The sequence below is a fragment of the Pseudomonas sp. 22490 genome (assembly GCF_052044465.1).
GTDB lineage: Bacteria > Pseudomonadota > Gammaproteobacteria > Pseudomonadales > Pseudomonadaceae > Pseudomonas > Pseudomonas aeruginosa.
The window spans coordinates 211,160-227,800 of record NZ_JBQENS010000006.1; the positions used below are offsets into that span (position 1 = coordinate 211,160).

General features: G+C 63.9%; 15 protein-coding genes. 13 read left to right on the forward strand and 2 right to left on the reverse strand.

The window, feature by feature from the left end:
* Window positions 1–3: 3 nt before the first annotated feature.
* Together ACTJJX_RS09210 and map are read right to left on the reverse strand one after the other, a co-directional pair.
* On the reverse strand, window positions 4–2,706 hold the full coding sequence (locus ACTJJX_RS09210) for a [protein-PII] uridylyltransferase (protein WP_003098610.1): 2,703 nt from the start codon (window positions 2,704–2,706) through the stop codon (window positions 4–6).
* A 166-nt stretch (window positions 2,707–2,872) separates the two neighbouring features.
* The gene (map, locus tag ACTJJX_RS09215; RefSeq protein WP_003092395.1) at window positions 2,873–3,658 is read right to left on the reverse strand and encodes a type I methionyl aminopeptidase; all 786 of its coding nucleotides are present in this window, start codon (window positions 3,656–3,658) and stop codon (window positions 2,873–2,875) included.
* Window positions 3,659–3,922: 264 nt separating this feature from the next.
* Here map and rpsB point away from each other — a divergent pair, with 264 nt between their 5' ends.
* From rpsB to lpxA, 13 genes are all read left to right on the forward strand, one after another.
* Entirely contained in the window at window positions 3,923–4,663 is a 741-nt protein-coding gene (gene rpsB / locus ACTJJX_RS09220; protein ID WP_003092394.1) for a 30S ribosomal protein S2, read from the forward strand.
* Between the two features lie 130 nt (window positions 4,664–4,793).
* A complete protein-coding gene (gene tsf, locus ACTJJX_RS09225; RefSeq protein WP_003092393.1) occupies window positions 4,794–5,663 on the forward strand; it encodes a translation elongation factor Ts in 870 nt (289 codons plus the stop codon).
* A gap of 198 nt (window positions 5,664–5,861) precedes the next feature.
* Window positions 5,862–6,599, forward strand: coding sequence for a UMP kinase (gene pyrH, locus ACTJJX_RS09230; RefSeq protein WP_003092391.1), 738 nt, complete (start codon window positions 5,862–5,864; stop codon window positions 6,597–6,599).
* Between the two features lie 2 nt (window positions 6,600–6,601).
* A complete protein-coding gene (frr, locus tag ACTJJX_RS09235; RefSeq protein ID WP_003092390.1) occupies window positions 6,602–7,159 on the forward strand; it encodes a ribosome recycling factor in 558 nt (185 codons plus the stop codon).
* A gap of 15 nt (window positions 7,160–7,174) precedes the next feature.
* Window positions 7,175–7,930 carry a polyprenyl diphosphate synthase gene (uppS, locus tag ACTJJX_RS09240; RefSeq protein WP_003113863.1) on the forward strand — a complete coding sequence of 252 codons (756 nt, stop codon included), beginning with the start codon at window positions 7,175–7,177 and terminating at the stop codon, window positions 7,928–7,930.
* Window positions 7,924–8,739, forward strand: coding sequence for a phosphatidate cytidylyltransferase (gene cdsA, locus ACTJJX_RS09245; RefSeq protein ID WP_003092388.1), 816 nt, complete (start codon window positions 7,924–7,926; stop codon window positions 8,737–8,739). The genes uppS and cdsA overlap by 7 nt, the downstream gene beginning before the upstream one ends.
* Complete coding sequence (gene ispC, locus ACTJJX_RS09250) at window positions 8,736–9,926, forward strand: 1-deoxy-D-xylulose-5-phosphate reductoisomerase (RefSeq protein ID WP_317939819.1); 1,191 nt, start codon at window positions 8,736–8,738, stop codon at window positions 9,924–9,926. The genes cdsA and ispC overlap by 4 nt, the downstream gene beginning before the upstream one ends.
* A gap of 25 nt (window positions 9,927–9,951) precedes the next feature.
* Entirely contained in the window at window positions 9,952–11,304 is a 1,353-nt protein-coding gene (gene rseP / locus ACTJJX_RS09255) for a sigma E protease regulator RseP (RefSeq protein ID WP_003098594.1), read from the forward strand.
* Window positions 11,305–11,374: 70 nt separating this feature from the next.
* Window positions 11,375–13,762, forward strand: coding sequence for an outer membrane protein assembly factor BamA (gene bamA / locus ACTJJX_RS09260; RefSeq protein WP_004345477.1), 2,388 nt, complete (start codon window positions 11,375–11,377; stop codon window positions 13,760–13,762).
* Between the two features lie 50 nt (window positions 13,763–13,812).
* Entirely contained in the window at window positions 13,813–14,319 is a 507-nt protein-coding gene (locus ACTJJX_RS09265; RefSeq protein ID WP_003098586.1) for an OmpH family outer membrane protein, read from the forward strand.
* Window positions 14,319–15,380, forward strand: coding sequence for a UDP-3-O-(3-hydroxymyristoyl)glucosamine N-acyltransferase (gene lpxD, locus ACTJJX_RS09270; RefSeq protein WP_003117487.1), 1,062 nt, complete (start codon window positions 14,319–14,321; stop codon window positions 15,378–15,380). The genes ACTJJX_RS09265 and lpxD overlap by 1 nt, the downstream gene beginning before the upstream one ends.
* 45 nt (window positions 15,381–15,425) lie before the next feature.
* The gene (fabZ, locus tag ACTJJX_RS09275) at window positions 15,426–15,866 is read left to right on the forward strand and encodes a 3-hydroxyacyl-ACP dehydratase FabZ (RefSeq protein ID WP_003092375.1); all 441 of its coding nucleotides are present in this window, start codon (window positions 15,426–15,428) and stop codon (window positions 15,864–15,866) included.
* Window positions 15,863–16,639 (forward strand): acyl-ACP--UDP-N-acetylglucosamine O-acyltransferase, encoded by a 777-nt coding sequence (gene lpxA / locus ACTJJX_RS09280; RefSeq protein WP_003092373.1) that lies wholly within the window; start codon window positions 15,863–15,865, stop codon window positions 16,637–16,639. Before fabZ ends, lpxA begins: the two co-directional genes overlap by 4 nt.
* Window positions 16,640–16,641: the final 2 nt, after the last annotated feature.

A 16,641-nucleotide genomic window follows, 5' to 3' on the forward strand; every position in this document is an offset into this window, starting at 1 on the left:
TTCTCAGAAGTTTATCCGGGTAGGCAGGGTGTCCCGTCCGTTGTCTTGTGACAGCTGCTCGACCAGGGCGGCCTGCAGGCGTTTGCACAGGTCGGGGTCGGCGAGCGGCTGGTTGCGCGCATCGGTGATGTAGAAGACGTCCTCCACGCGCTCGCCGAGGGTGGCGATCTTGGCGTTCTGCACCGACAGGTCGAAATCCAGGAAAATGCCGCCGATCCGCGCCAGCAGGCCTGGGCGGTCGGGGGCGATGACTTCGAGCACCGAGACCTGGCGCAACGCGTCGGTGGAAATGGTCACCTGCGGGGCGAAGGCGAAGTGCTTGAGCTGGCGCGGCACCCGGCGCTGGATGATGGTCGGGTAGTCGTCGGGGTTCTTCAGCGCGTCGATAAGCCCCTCGCGGATCTCGGCGATGCGCTCCGGGTTGTTGCCGATGGAGTCGCCGTCGGCGTCGAGCACGATATAGGTATCGAGGGTGAACTGGCTGGTGGAGGTGATGATCCGCGCGTCCTGGATGCTCAGGTTGAGCTGGTCCATGGCGGCCACGGTGACCGCGAAGAAATCGTGCTGGTCGGCGGCGTAGATGAAGATCTGCGAACCGCTCTCGAACTCGCGCTGGGTGGTTTCCTTTATCAGCACCAGCGGCGTGCCGTCGTCCGGGTGCTGGAGGATCGCCTCGGTGTGCCAGGCCACGTCGCCGGCGGTGTGGCGCAGGAAGTAGTCGTCGCCGAGCTGGCTCCATAACTGCTCGGCATCGTCCTGGTCGATGCCGTTGCGTACCAGTTGGTCGAGGGCCGCGGTCTGCGTCTGGCGGATCTGCTCCTCGCGGTCCACCGGGTTCTCCAGGCCGCGGCGCAGGGCGCGCTTGGTCTCGGTGTAGAGCTGCCGGAGCAGGCTGGCGCGCCAGGAGTTCCAGAGCGTCGGGTTGGTGGCGTTGATGTCGGCCACGGTGAGCACGTACAGGTAGTCGAGGTGGGTCTGGTCGCCGACCAGTTGGGCGAAATCGAAGATCACCTGCGGGTCGGAGAGGTCCTTGCGTTGCGCGGTGGTCGACATCACCAGATGGTTCTGCACCAGCCAGGACACCAGTTGGGTGTCCCAGAGCGGCAACTGGTGGCTCTGGCAGAAGGCCTCGGCGTCCACCGCACCGAGTTCCGAGTGGTCGCCGCCACGGCCCTTGGCGATGTCGTGGTAGAGGCCAGCGATGTAGATCAGTTCCGGCTTGGGCAGACGATCGATGATCTTGCTCGCCAGCGGATATTTCTCGGCCATCTCCGGCCGATTCAGCTTGCGCAGGTGCTTGATCAGGTTGAGGGTGTGGGCGTCCACCGTATAGATATGGAACAGGTCGTGCTGCATCTGCCCGATGATATGGCCGAACTCCGGCAGGTAGCGACCGAGGATGCCGTAGCGGTTCATCCGCCGCAGGTTGCGGTGGATACCCTGGCTGCTCTTGAACAGCTCGATGAACAGGCTGGTGTTGCGGATGTCGTGGCGGAACTCGTCGTCGATCAGGTGTCGGCTGTCGCGCAGCAGGCGAATGGTGTCGGCGCGCACGCCCTTGATTTCCGGGTGCTGGGCCATCAGCACGAAGATTTCCAGGAGGGCGAACGGGGTGCGCTTGAAGACGTTCGGGTGCGTCACCTCGATGTAGCCATCGCGCAACTGGAAGCGACTGTTCAGCGGTTGGATCTGCACCGGCTGCTCGCAGGGCAGGATGACTTCCTCGAAGTGCTGGATGATCAGGTCGTTCAGCTCGGAGATCGCCATCACCACCCGGTAGTACTTCTGCATGAAGCGTTCGACCGCCAGCTTGACGTCGTTGTCTTCGTAGCCGAACAGACGGGCGATGCTGCGCTGGTGATCGAACAGCAGGCGATCCTCGGCGCGCCCGGCGAGCATGTGCAGGGCATAGCGGACCCGCCAGAGGAACTCCTGGCTGGAAGCCAGCATGCTGCACTCGCTTTCCACCAGGAAGCCTTCGCGCACCAGGGCGTGCAGGTTGAGGCTGCCGAACTGGCGGCGGGCCATCCAGAGGATGGTCTGGATGTCGCGCAGGCCGCCGGGGGAGCCCTTGACGTTGGGCTCGAGGTTGTACTCGGTGTCGTTGTACTTGGCGTGGCGGCGCTGCTGTTCGTGGCGTTTGGCCAGGAAGAACTCCTTGCTCGGCCACATGTGCGCGCTGCCGGTAACCCGCAGCATGCGCTGGCGCAGGCTGTCAGGGCCGCAGATGGTGCGGCACTCCATGAGGGTGGTGATCACCGTCAGGTCGGCGCGTGCTTCCTCCGCGCACTGCTGCACCGAGCGCACGCTCTGGCCGACTTCCAGGCCGATGTCCCAGAGCAGGGTGAGGAAGCCTTCGATCGGTTCGCGGAAGCTCTCCTGGTCCTCGCTGTCGAGGAGGATCAGCAGGTCGACGTCGGAGTAGGGGTGGAGTTCGCCGCGGCCGTAGCCGCCCACGGCGACCAGGGCGATGTCGGCGTCGTCTCCCCAGTCGAAGCGCTGCCAGGCCTGTTGCAGGATCTGGTCGACGCACCAGGCGCGATCTTCGATCAGGCGGCGGATGTCGCGGCCGCTGTTGAAACGGTTGTCGAGCACTTCGCGGAATTGCCGGATGGCCTTCTTGAAGGCGGCGATCGGGCTGGACTTCAAGGCCAGTTCCGCCTGGAACTGCCCGCGATCGAACAATTCGGGATCCACCTGCGGCATGCGGCCTTCCTTTATCTGCTAGCGGTTGGGTTCGATACGCGAGCGCCCCGTCTTGGTGCGTTTTTGCGCTGTATTGGTGCGCGCGCTGCGCCGAATCGGGGCGTCGGCCCCGCCGGAATGGGGCGGGGCGTCGAGGCGCACGGCTGGCAGCAAAAGCCGGGCCGGATCAGGCTGCCGAGGTGCGCGGGAAGGTTTCGTCGTTGCGCAGGGTGAGGATCTCGTAGCCATCGGCGGTGACCAGCACGGTGTGCTCCCATTGCGCGGACAGCTTGCGGTCCTTGGTGATCGCGGTCCAGCCGTCGCCGAGCAGGCGGGTCTCCGGGCGGCCCTGGTTGATCATCGGCTCGATGGTGAAGATCATGCCTTCCTTCAGCTCGATGCCGGTACCCGCACGACCGTAGTGGAGGACCTGCGGCTCCTCGTGGAACACCTTGCCGATGCCATGGCCGCAGTATTCGCGGACCACCGAGAAGCCGTTCTTTTCCGCGTGCTTCTGGATGATTTCGCCGATATCGCCCAGGTGCGCGCCCGGACGCACCACGGAAATGCCCTTGTACATGCATTCCTGGGTGATCTGGCAGAGGCGGTCGGCCCATTCCGGGGTCTTGCCGACCAGGAACATCTTGCTGGTGTCGCCGTGGTAGCCGTCCTTGATGACGGTGATGTCGACGTTGAGGATGTCGCCTTCCTTCAGCGGCTTCTCGTTGGGGATGCCATGGCAGACCACATGGTTGATCGAGGTGCAGATCGACTTGGGAAAGCCCTTGTAGTTCAGCGGGGCGGGAATCGCCTTCTGCTCGTTGACGATATAGTCGTGGCAGATGCGATCCAGCTCCTCGGTGGTCACGCCGGGCTTGATGTGTTCGCCGATCATTTCCAGCACTTCGGCGGCCAGGCGGCCGGCGATGCGCATCTTCTCGATATCGTCGGGCGTCTTGATGGTGACGGTCATGCGAATTCTCTTCGGGCGTGCAAGCACGCATGAATAATAAGGAATACGCGATTCTAGCAGACCTGACCGACCGATCTACTCCCGCCCGGCCATCCGCGGCGGGTTTCACTGCGTCCACGGTTATGGTATAAAGCGCCCCGCTCCGAGGCTGCGGCCTTTTTCGGAGCACAAACCCACACATGCATCGACACGATGGCCTGGGTGCCCGCAAGGGTTGGTCATTGGGATGCGTGGAGGCCTAACCCGACTTATCGAGGAACTATCATGTCCCAAGTCAACATGCGCGATATGCTGAAGGCCGGTGTGCACTTCGGCCACCAGACCCGTTACTGGAACCCGAAAATGGGCAAGTTCATTTTCGGCGCGCGCAACAAGATCCATATCATCAACCTCGAAAAGACCCTGCCGATGTTCAACGAGGCCCTGACCTTCGTTGAGCGCCTGGCCGCTGGCAAGAACAAGATCCTGTTCGTCGGCACCAAGCGTTCCGCCGGCAAGATCGTTCGCGAGGAAGCCGCTCGTTGCGGTATGCCGTACGTCGACCATCGCTGGCTGGGCGGCATGCTCACCAACTACAAGACCATCCGTCAGTCGATCAAGCGCCTGCGCGACCTGGAAACCCAGTCCCAGGACGGCACCTTCGACAAGCTGACCAAGAAAGAAGCCCTGATGCGCAGCCGTGACCTCGAGAAGCTCGAGCGCAGCCTGGGCGGCATCAAGGACATGGGCGGCCTGCCGGACGCTCTGTTCGTGATCGACGTCGACCACGAGCGCATCGCCATCACCGAAGCCAACAAGCTGGGCATCCCGGTCATCGGCGTTGTCGATACCAACAGCAGCCCGGAAGGCGTCGACTATGTAATTCCCGGTAACGATGATGCCATCCGCGCCGTGCAACTCTACCTGAACTCGATGGCCGAAGCGGTAATCCGCGGCAAGCAGGGCGCTGCCACCAGCGCCGACGAGTTCGTCGAGGAAGCGCCGGCCGAATCCGCCGAAGGCTGATTCCGGGACGTTCAGACGTCCGACGGTGCGCAGGAAGGGGGCTAGGCCCCCTTTTTGCCACCTTTGAGTTTCTGTCCGGCAGGCCGGGCACAAAGGTTTTTTGAGAGCTACCACTCAAGAGGATTTCGAAATGGCAGAAATTACTGCAGCCATGGTTAAAGAACTGCGCGAGCGTACCGGCTTGGGCATGATGGAGTGCAAGAAGGCGCTGACCGCCGCTGGCGGCGACATCGAGAAGGCCATCGACGACATGCGCGCTGCCGGTGCGATCAAGGCTGCCAAGAAGGCCGGCAACATTGCCGCCGAAGGCTCGATCGCCGTCAAGATCGCTGCCGACAACAAGGCCGCCGTGATCATCGAAGTCAACTCCCAGACCGACTTCCTGGCCCTCCAGGACGACTTCAAGGGCTTCGTCGCCGAGAGCCTGGAAAAGGCCTTCAACGAGAAGCTGACCGACGCCGCTCCGCTGGTCGAAGCACGTGAGGAAGCTCGTCTGGCCCTGGTCGCCAAGACCGGCGAGAACGTCAACATCCGCCGCCTGACCCGCGTCGAGGGCGACGTGGTCGGCGCCTACCTGCACGGCCACCGCATCGGTGTCGTGGTCAACCTGAAAGGCGGCAACCCGGAACTGGCCAAGGACATCGCCATGCATGTCGCCGCCAGCAACCCGCAGTTCCTGAGCGCTTCGGAAGTTTCCGAAGAAGCGATCGCGAAAGAGAAGGAAATCTTCCTGGCGCTGAACGCCGACAAGATCGCCGGCAAGCCGGAGAACATCGTCGAGAACATGGTCAAGGGCCGCATCAGCAAGTTCCTCGCCGAAGCGAGCCTGGTCGAGCAGCCTTTCGTGAAGAACCCGGAAGTGAAGGTCGGCGACCTGGCCAAGCAGGCCGGCGCCGAAATCGTTTCCTTCGTTCGTTACGAAGTGGGCGAAGGCATCGAGAAGGCCGAAGTGGACTTCGCTGCCGAAGTTGCCGCTCAAGTAGCCGCCACCAAGCAGTAACAAAGACGGTTTCGACTGTCGCCCCGGAAGAGGCTGCCCGCTGATGCGTGCGGCCTCTTCGTCAAATGGGGAAGCGTTCGGGGCAGCTTCCGCGTTGCCGGCCCGCTCGGCGGGCTCGCACGCAACGCAGGCGCAAAGTCGTCTCCGCCCACGACGGCCCGGCCGTCACGTATTTTTATCGCCGCAGGAGAAAAGGTCATGGCTCAGCAACTGAGCGCTCGTCAACCTCGCTATAAACGCATTCTTCTAAAGTTGAGCGGCGAAGCCCTGATGGGCTCGGAGGAGTTCGGCATCGATCCCAAGGTGCTGGACCGCATGGCGCTGGAAATCGGCCAGTTGGTCGGGATCGGCGTGCAGGTCGGCCTGGTCATCGGCGGCGGCAACCTGTTCCGCGGCGCGGCCCTGTCCGCGGCCGGCATGGACCGGGTGACCGGCGACCACATGGGGATGCTGGCCACCGTGATGAACGGCCTGGCGATGCGCGATGCGCTGGAGCGCTCGAACATCCCCGCGCTGGTGATGTCGGCGATCTCCATGGTCGGTGTGACCGACCACTACGACCGCCGCAAGGCCATGCGCCACCTCGGCGGTGGCGAGGTGGTGATCTTCTCCGCCGGTACCGGCAACCCGTTCTTCACCACCGACTCGGCGGCTTGCCTGCGCGCCATCGAGATCGACGCCGACGTGGTCCTTAAGGCTACCAAGGTCGATGGCGTGTACACTGCCGACCCGTTCAAGGACCCGAATGCCGAGAAGTTCGAGCGCCTGACCTATGATGAAGTGCTCGACCGCAAGCTCGGCGTGATGGACCTGACCGCCATCTGCCTGTGCCGTGACCAGAACATGCCGCTGCGGGTGTTCAACATGAACAAGCCGGGCGCATTGCTGAATATTGTTGTTGGTGGTGCCGAAGGCACCCTGATCGAGGAGGGTTGAGAATGATCAACGAGATCAAGAAGGAAGCGCAGGAGCGCATGGGCAAGACCCTGGAAGCGCTGGGCCATGCCTTCGCGAAGATTCGTACCGGTCGCGCGCATCCGAGCATCCTGGATAGCGTGATGGTTTCCTATTACGGGGCCGATACGCCGCTGCGCCAGGTCGCCAACGTCACCGTGGAAGACTCCCGTACCCTGGCCCTGGCCGTGTTCGACAAGAGCATGATCCAGGCGGTCGAGAAGGCCATCATGACCTCCGACCTGGGGCTCAACCCGGCCACCGCCGGCACCACCATCCGCGTACCGATGCCGGCCCTGACCGAGGAGACCCGCAAGGGCTACACCAAGCAGGCGCGTGCCGAGGCCGAGCAGGCGCGGGTTTCCGTGCGCAACATCCGTCGCGATGCGCTGGCCCAGTTGAAGGATCTGCAGAAGGAAAAGGAAATCAGCGAGGACGAAGAGCGCCGCGCCGGCGACGACGTGCAGAAGCTGACCGACAAGTTCATCGGTGAGATCGAGAAGGCACTGGAAGCCAAAGAAGCGGACCTCATGGCTGTCTGAGGCCGGGCTGACGTCATGGAAAAGACCCGGAAGGATGTGTGCGTGCCACGCCACGTGGCCATTATCATGGACGGTAACAATCGCTGGGCGAAGAAGCGTCTTCTGCCCGGCGTCGCCGGCCACAAGGCCGGTGTCGATGCCGTCAGGGCGGTGATCGAGGTCTGCGCCGAGGCAGGGGTCGAGGTCCTCACCCTGTTCGCGTTCTCCAGCGAGAACTGGCAGCGTCCGGCGGACGAAGTCAGCGCGCTGATGGAGCTGTTTCTCGTGGCCCTGCGCCGCGAGGTGCGCAAGCTCGACGAGAACGGCATCCGCCTGCGCATCATCGGCGATCGCACGCGTTTCCATCCGGAGTTGCAGGCGGCCATGCGCGAAGCGGAAGCCGCCACTGCCGGCAATACCCGTTTCCTCCTCCAGGTCGCCGCCAACTACGGCGGCCAGTGGGACATCGTCCAGGCCGCACAGCGCCTGGCGCGCGAGGTCCAGGGCGGGCACCTGGCGGCGGACGATATCTCCGCCGAGCTGCTCCAGGGCTGCCTGGTGACCGGCGACCAGCCGCTGCCCGACCTGTGCATCCGCACCGGCGGCGAGCATCGCATCAGCAATTTCCTTCTCTGGCAGCTGGCCTACGCCGAGCTGTATTTCTCCGACCTGTTCTGGCCCGACTTCAAGCACGCGGCGATGCGGGCTGCCCTGGCGGATTTCTCCAAGCGCCAGCGCCGCTTCGGCAAGACCAGCGAGCAAGTCGAGGCCGAGGCCCGTCCGTCATGCTGAAACAACGGATCATCACGGCGCTGGTGCTCCTGCCCATCGCGCTGGGTGGTTTTTTCCTTCTCGAAGGGGCGTTCTTCGCCCTGTTCATCGGCGCGGTGGTGAGCCTGGGGGCCTGGGAATGGGCACGCCTGGCCGGCTATGAACAGCAGTTCGGCCGCGTTGCCTACGCGGCGACGGTCGCCGTGCTGATGGTCGCTCTCTACCATCTGCCGCAGCTTGCCGGAGCCGTGCTGCTGCTGGCGCTGGTCTGGTGGACGCTGGCCACCGTGCTGGTGCTCACCTACCCGGAAAGCGTCGGCTACTGGGGCGGCCGCTGGCGCCGCCTGGGCATGGGCCTGCTGATCCTGTTGCCGGCCTGGCAGGGGCTGGTCCTGCTCAAGCAGTGGCCGCTGGCCAATGGCCTGATCATCGCCGTGATGGTGCTGGTCTGGGGCGCGGACATCGGCGCCTACTTCTCCGGCAAGGCCTTCGGCAAGCGCAAGCTGGCGCCGCGGGTCAGCCCCGGCAAGAGCTGGGAAGGCGTTTACGGCGGCCTGGCGGCCAGCCTGGCGATCACCCTGGCGGTCGGCCTCTACCGCGGCTGGTCCCTCGGCGCGCTGCTCCTGGCCCTGCTCGGCGCGGCGCTGGTGGTGTTCGTCTCGATCGTCGGCGACCTTACCGAAAGCATGTTCAAGCGCCAATCCGGAATCAAGGACAGCAGCAACCTGCTGCCCGGCCACGGTGGCGTGCTGGATCGCATCGACAGCCTGACGGCAGCCATCCCGGTGTTCGCGGCCCTGCTCTGGGCCGCCGGCTGGGGTGCGCCATGAGTCGACTGCAGCGGATCAGCGTGCTCGGCGCGACCGGCTCGATCGGCCTGAGCACCCTGGACGTCGTCCAGCGTCATCCCGATCGTTACGAAGCCTTCGCCCTGACTGGCTTCAGCCGCCTGGCCGAACTCGAGGCGCTGTGCCTCAGGCACCGCCCCGTCTATGCGGTGGTGCCGGAGCAGGCCGCGGCGATTGCCTTGCAGGGCTCGCTCGCCGCGGCGGGTGTCCGCACCCGGGTGCTGTTCGGCGAGCAGGCGTTGTGCGAAGTGGCCAGCGCGCCCGAAGTGGACATGGTAATGGCGGCCATCGTCGGCGCCGCCGGGCTGCCGTCGACCCTGGCGGCCGTCGAGGCCGGCAAGCGCGTACTGCTGGCCAACAAGGAGGCGCTGGTGATGTCCGGCGCGCTGTTCATGCAGGCGGTCAAGCGCAGCGGCGCGGTGCTCCTGCCGATCGACAGCGAGCACAACGCGATCTTCCAGTCGCTGCCGCGCAATTATGCCGATGGCCTGGAGCGGGTCGGCGTGCGTCGGATCCTCTTGACCGCCTCCGGCGGCCCGTTCCGTGAGACGCCGCTGGAGCAGCTCGCTTCGGTGACGCCGGAGCAGGCTTGTGCGCACCCGAACTGGTCGATGGGGCGGAAGATTTCCGTCGATTCCGCCAGCATGATGAACAAGGGGCTCGAACTGATCGAGGCGTGCTGGCTGTTCGACGCCCAGCCGAGCCAGGTCGAGGTGGTGATCCACCCGCAGAGCGTGATCCACTCGATGGTGGACTACGTCGACGGTTCGGTGATCGCCCAGCTCGGCAATCCGGACATGCGCACGCCGATTTCCTATGCCATGGCCTGGCCGGAGCGAATCGATTCCGGCGTTTCGCCGCTGGATATGTTCGCCGTCGGTCGCCTGGATTTCCAGCGCCCCGACGAGCAGCGCTTCCCCTGCCTGCGCCTGGCGAGCCAGGCCGCGGAAACCGGCGGCAGCGCCCCGGCCATGCTGAATGCCGCGAACGAGGTGGCCGTGGCCGCATTTCTCGAGCGGCACATCCGCTTCAGCGACATCGCGGTTATCATCGAGGACGTGCTGAACCGCGAGGCGGTGACCGCAGTCGAATCGCTCGATCAGGTCCTGGCTGCCGATCGCCGCGCGCGTTCGGTCGCCGGGCAATGGTTGACCCGGCACGCCGGCTAGTCTTCGGACGGCCTGGAGGTAGGAGATGAGTGCGCTTTACATGATCGTCGGCACCCTGGTAGCCCTGGGTGTGCTGGTGACGTTCCACGAATTCGGCCACTTCTGGGTCGCGCGACGCTGCGGGGTGAAGGTCCTGCGCTTCTCCGTCGGCTTCGGCACGCCGCTGGTGCGCTGGCACGACCGGCACGGCACCGAGTTCGTGGTGGCGGCCATTCCGCTGGGCGGCTACGTCAAGATGCTCGACGAGCGCGAGGCGGAAGTACCGGCCCATCTGCTCGAACAGTCCTTCAATCGCAAGACGGTCCGTCAGCGGATCGCCATCGTCGCGGCTGGTCCCATCGCCAATTTCCTACTGGCGATTCTGTTCTTCTGGGTCGTCGCCCTGCTCGGTAGCCAGCAGGTACGCCCGGTCATCGGTTCCGTGGCGCCGGAGAGCCTGGCCGCCCAGGCCGGCCTGGAGGCCGGGCAGGAGCTGCTGGCGGTGGATGGCGAGCCCGTCACCGGCTGGAACGGGGTCAACCTGCAGCTGGTTCGCCGTCTCGGCGAGAGCGGTACGCTGGAAGTGCGGGTGCAGGAAAAGGGCTCGAATGTCGATTCCACCCACCAGGTGCGTCTGGATGGCTGGCTGAAGGGCGAGGACAATCCCGATCCCATCGCCTCGCTGGGCATCCGGCCCTGGCGGCCGGCCTTGCCGCCGGTGCTGGCCGAACTCGACCCCAAGGGGCCGGCGCAGGCCGCCGGGCTGAAGCTCGGCGACCGCTTGCAGAGCATCGATGGCATCGCCGTCGACGACTGGCAGCAGGTGGTGGACAGCGTCCGTGCCCGTCCCGGGCAGCGCGTCCAGCTCAAGGTGCTGCGCGACGGCGAAGTGCTGGATGTTGCCCTGGAGCTGGCGGTGCGCGGCGAGGGCAAGGCCCGGAGCGGCTACATGGGGGCGGGGGTCGCCGGTACCGAATGGCCGGCGGAAATGCTCCGCGAAGTGAGCTACGGACCGCTGGAGGCGGTGGGTCAGGCGCTTTCCCGAACCTGGACCATGAGCCTGCTAACGCTCGACTCCATAAAGAAAATGTTGCTCGGCGAGCTCTCGGTAAAAAACTTGAGCGGGCCGATAACCATTGCTAAAGTGGCGGGCGCTTCAGCCCAGTCTGGCGTGGGGGATTTTCTCAATTTCCTGGCCTATCTGAGCATTAGCTTGGGGGTTCTCAACCTGCTGCCGATCCCTGTCCTCGATGGCGGGCATCTGCTGTTCTATCTGGTTGAGTGGGTGCGCGGGCGCCCATTATCCGAACGGGTACAGGCTTGGGGGATGCAGATCGGCATCAGTCTGGTCGTTGGCGTGATGTTGCTCGCTCTGGTCAACGATCTGAGTCGTCTGTAGTCATGTTGAATTCGAATCTGCCGCCCTTTGCGGCAGATTCTCTATTTGTCAGTTGGAAAAAAAGGACTCCATGAAACGCTTTCTGCTACCCGCGCTGCTGTCAGCGCTGATGATCGCCGAGGTTCACGCCGAGTCCTTCACTGTTTCCGATATCCGGGTCAATGGCCTGCAGCGCGTGTCCGCCGGTAGCGTGTTCGCCGCCCTGCCGCTGAACGTCGGCGAGACCATCGACGACCAGGCCCTGGTCCAGGCCACCCGCTCCCTGTTCAAGACCGGTTTCTTCCAGGACATCCAGCTCGGCCGCGATGGCAACGTGCTGGTAGTCACTGTAGTCGAGCGCCCGTCGATCTCCAGCATCGAGATCGAGGGCAACAAGGCGATTTCCAAGGAAGACCTGCTCAAGGGCCTGAAACAGTCCGGCCTGGCCGAGGGCGAGATCTTCCAGCGCGCCACCCTCGAAGGCGTGCGCAACGAGCTGCAACGCCAGTACGTGGCCCAGGGCCGCTACTCGGCCGAGATCAACGCGGAAGTGATCCCGCAGCCGCGCAACCGCGTCGCGCTGAAGATCAACATCAACGAAGGCACGGTCGCCGCGATTTCCCACATCAACGTGGTGGGCAACACCGTCTTCTCCGAAGAAGACCTGACCGACCTGTTCGAACTGAAGACCACCAACTGGCTGTCGTTCTTCAAGAACGACGACAAGTACGCCCGCGAAAAGCTCTCCGGCGACCTCGAGCGCCTGCGCTCCTATTACCTGGACCGCGGCTACATCAACATGGATATCGCCTCCACCCAGGTATCCATCACCCCGGACAAGAAGCACGTCTACATCACCGTCAACATCAACGAGGGTGAGAAGTACACCATCCGCGACGTGAAGCTGACCGGCGACCTGAAGGTGCCGGAAGAGGAAGTGAAGCGCCTGCTGCTGGTACAGAAGGGCCAGGTGTTCTCGCGCAAGGTGATGACCACCACCTCCGACCTGATCACCCGTCGCCTGGGCAACGAGGGCTACACCTTCGCCAACGTCAACGGCGTGCCGGAAGCCCATGACGACGACAAGACCGTCTCGGTGACCTTCGTCGTCGACCCGGGCAAGCGCGCCTACGTCAACCGCATCAACTTCCGCGGCAACACCAAGACCGAAGACGAAGTGCTGCGCCGCGAAATGCGCCAGATGGAAGGCGGCTGGGCCTCCACCTACCTGATCGACCAGTCCAAGGCCCGTCTGGAGCGCCTCGGCTACTTCAAGGAAGTCAACGTCGAGACCCCGGCGGTTCCCGGCACCGACGACCAGGTCGACGTCAACTACAGCGTCGAAGAGCAACCCTCCGGCTCGATCACCGCCAGCGTCGGCTTCGCCCAGAGCGCCGGCCTGATCCTCGGTGGCTCGATCAGCCAGAACAACTTCCTGGGTACCGGCAACAAGGTCAGCATCGGCCTGACCCGCAGCGAATACCAGACCCGCTACAACTTCGGCTTCGTCGACCCCTACTGGACCGTCGACGGCGTCAGCCTCGGCTACAACGCCTTCTATCGGAAGACCGACTACGACGAGCTCGACGTCGACGTCGCCAGCTACTCGGTGAACAGCCTGGGCGCCGGCATGAGCATCGGCTACCCGATCAGCGAGACCTCGCGCCTGACCTATGGCCTGAGCGTGCAGCGCGACCAGATCGACACCGGCCGCTACACCGTGGACGAGATCTACGACTTCCTCGACAAGGAAGGCGACAACTTCACCAACTTCAAGGCTTCCATCGGCTGGTCCGAATCGACCCTGAACAAGGGCGTGCTGGCCACCCGTGGTCACTCGCAGAGCCTGACCCTGGAAACCACCCTGCCGGGCAGCGACCTGTCGTTCTACAAGATCGACTACCGCGGGCAGGTCTTCGCCCCGCTGACCGACAACTACACCATGCGCTTCCACACCGAGTTGGGCTATGGCGACGGCTACGGATCCACCGAGCGCCTGCCGTTCTACGAGAACTACTACGCCGGCGGCTTCAACTCGGTGCGAGGCTTCAAGGACAGCACGCTGGGGCCGCGCAGCACGCCATCAGTTGCGCGTGATGGCAACGGTAACCAGATCGTTGGCCCTGACAGCAAAGGTCGCTACACCGACCCGGACCAGGATCCCGAAGCCTTCGGTGGTAACATCCTGATCACCGGCGGCGCCGAGCTGCTGTTCCCGCTGCCGTTCGTCAAGGACCAGCGCCAGTTGCGTACCGTGCTGTTCTGGGACGTGGGTAGCACCTTCGATACCGACTGCCCGACCAAGACCACCACCAACTGCGACGGCATCAAGACCGACAACCTCGCCAGTTCCGTGGGCGTCGGCCTGACCTGGATCACCGCGCTGGGCCCGCTGAGCTTCAGCCTGGCGACGCCGATCAAGAAGCCGGACAACGCGGAAACCCAGGTCTTCCAGTTCTCCCTGGGCCAGACCTTCTGATTTGTACGTAGTACCGAGTAACGAAACCATGCTTTGTGCAGGAGTGCATCGTGCGTAAGTTCACCCAGTTCGTCCTGATCACCGCAGCCATCATGGCGGCTCCTTCGGCGTTCGCTGAAATGAAGATCGCGGTGCTCAACTACCAGATGGCGCTGCTCGAGTCCGATGCCGCCAAGCAATACGCCGTGGATGCCGAGAAGAAGTTCGGCCCCCAGCTGAACAAGCTGAAGAACCTCGAGCGCGACGCCAAGGCGCTGCAGGACAAGCTGGTTTCCAACGGCAGCAAGATGTCCCAGGGCGACCGCGAGAAGGCCGAGCTGGACTTCAAGCAGAAGGCCCGTGACTTCCAGTTCCAGTCCAAGGAACTGAACGAGTCGAAGGCCGCCGCCGACCGCGACATGCTGAAGAAGCTCAAGCCGAAGCTGGACCAGGCCGTCGAGGAGACCATCAAGAAAGGTGGTTACGACATGGTCATCGAACGTGGCGCCGTGGTCGACGTCAAGCCGCAATACGACATCACCCGCCAGGTGATCGAGCGGATGAACCAGCTGCGTTGATGATGAGTACCTTGTCCTACACCCTGGGCCAGCTGGCCGCGCATGTCGGCGCGGAACTCCGTGGCGACGCGGACCTGCCGATCCAGGGCCTGGCGACCTTGCAGGAGGCCGGACCGGCTCAGCTGAGCTTCCTGGCCAACCCGCAGTATCGCAAGTACCTGCCCGAAAGCCGTGCCGGCGCCGTCCTGCTGACGGCTGCCGACGCCGACGGGTTCGCCGGTACCGCGCTGGTGGTGGCCAATCCCTACCTGGCCTATGCCAGCCTGTCGCACCTGTTCGATCGCAAACCGAAGGCGGCCGCCGGTATCCATCCTACCGCCATCGTCGCGGCGGACGCCGAGGTCGATCCGAGCGCCAGCGTCGGCGCCTATGCGGTGATCGAGAGTGGCGCCCGCATCGGCGCTGGCGTCAGCATCGGCGCGCACTGCGTGATCGGAGCCCGTAGCGTGATCGGCGAAGGCGGCTGGCTGGCGCCGCGGGTCACGCTCTACCACGACGTCACCATCGGCGCGCGGGTGAGTATCCAGTCGGGCGCGGTGATCGGCGGCGAAGGTTTCGGTTTCGCCAACGAGAAGGGCGTCTGGCAGAAGATCGCCCAGATCGGCGGGGTGACCATCGGTGACGACGTCGAGATCGGCGCGAACACCACCATCGACCGTGGAGCACTGTCCGATACGCTGATCGGCAACGGTGTGAAGCTGGACAACCAGATCATGATCGCGCACAACGTGCAGATCGGCGATCATACCGCCATGGCCGCTTGCGTCGGCATTTCCGGCAGCGCCAAGATCGGCAGGCATTGCATGCTCGCCGGCGGCGTTGGCCTGGTCGGCCATATCGAGATCTGCGACAACGTTTTCGTGACCGGCATGACCATGGTGACCCGCTCGATCACCGAGCCGGGATCGTATTCCTCCGGTACCGCCATGCAACCGGCGGCCGAATGGAAAAAAAGCGCCGCGCGCATTCGTCAACTGGACGACATGGCGCGTCGACTTCAGCAGCTGGAAAAACGCCTGGCTGCCGTGACCTCAAGCGGTGACGCTTCATCTGATGCGTAATTGACGTTTTTTGCGTCACCCTTTTCTGAACAGGCTCCCCCTAACATGATGGACATCAACGAGATTCGCGAATACCTGCCTCATCGCTATCCTTTCCTGCTGGTGGATCGGGTGGTAGAGCTGGACATCGAGGGCAAGCGCATTCGCGCCTACAAGAATGTCAGTATCAATGAGCCGTTCTTCAACGGACATTTCCCCGAGCACCCGATCATGCCGGGCGTGCTGATCATCGAGGCGATGGCCCAGGCGGCCGGTATCCTCGGTTTCAAGATGCTCGACGTGAAGCCCGCCGACGGCACCCTTTACTACTTCGTCGGTTCGGACAAGCTGCGCTTCCGCCAGCCGGTCCTGCCGGGCGACCAACTGCAACTGCACGCCAAGTTCATCAGCGTGAAGCGCAGCATCTGGAAATTCGACTGCCACGCTACCGTCGACGACAAGCCGGTATGCTCGGCTGAAATCATCTGTGCGGAACGCAAACTATGAGTTTGATCGATCCTCGCGCCATCATCGATCCGAGCGCCAGGCTGGCGGCTGACGTCCAGGTGGGCCCGTGGTCCATCGTCGGGGCGGAAGTGGAGATCGGTGAAGGGACGGTGATCGGTCCGCACGTGGTGCTCAAGGGCCCCACGAAGATCGGCAAGCACAACCGCATCTACCAGTTTTCCAGCGTCGGCGAGGACACTCCCGACCTGAAATACAAGGGCGAGCCGACGCGCCTGGTGATCGGTGACCACAACGTGATCCGCGAAGGCGTGACCATCCATCGCGGAACCGTCCAGGATCGCGCGGAAACCACCATTGGCGACCACAACCTGATCATGGCCTATGCGCACATCGGCCATGACAGCGTGATCGGCAACCATTGCATCCTGGTGAACAACACGGCGCTGGCCGGGCATGTCCACGTGGACGACTGGGCGATCCTGTCCGGCTACACCCTGGTGCACCAGTACTGCCGGATCGGCGCGCACAGCTTTTCCGGCATGGGCAGCGCCATCGGCAAGGACGTCCCGGCCTACGTGACGGTCTTCGGCAACCCGGCCGAAGCCCGCAGCATGAACTTCGAAGGCATGCGTCGGCGCGGCTTCAGCAGCGAGGCCATCCATGCCCTGCGGCGTGCCTACAAGGTGGTCTATCGCCAGGGACATACCGTCGAGGAAGCCCTGGCCGAGCTGGCCGAAAGCGCTGCCCAGTTCCCCGAGGTCGCGGTGTTCCGTGATTCCATCCAGAGCGCAACCCGCGGCATCACCCGCTGAGC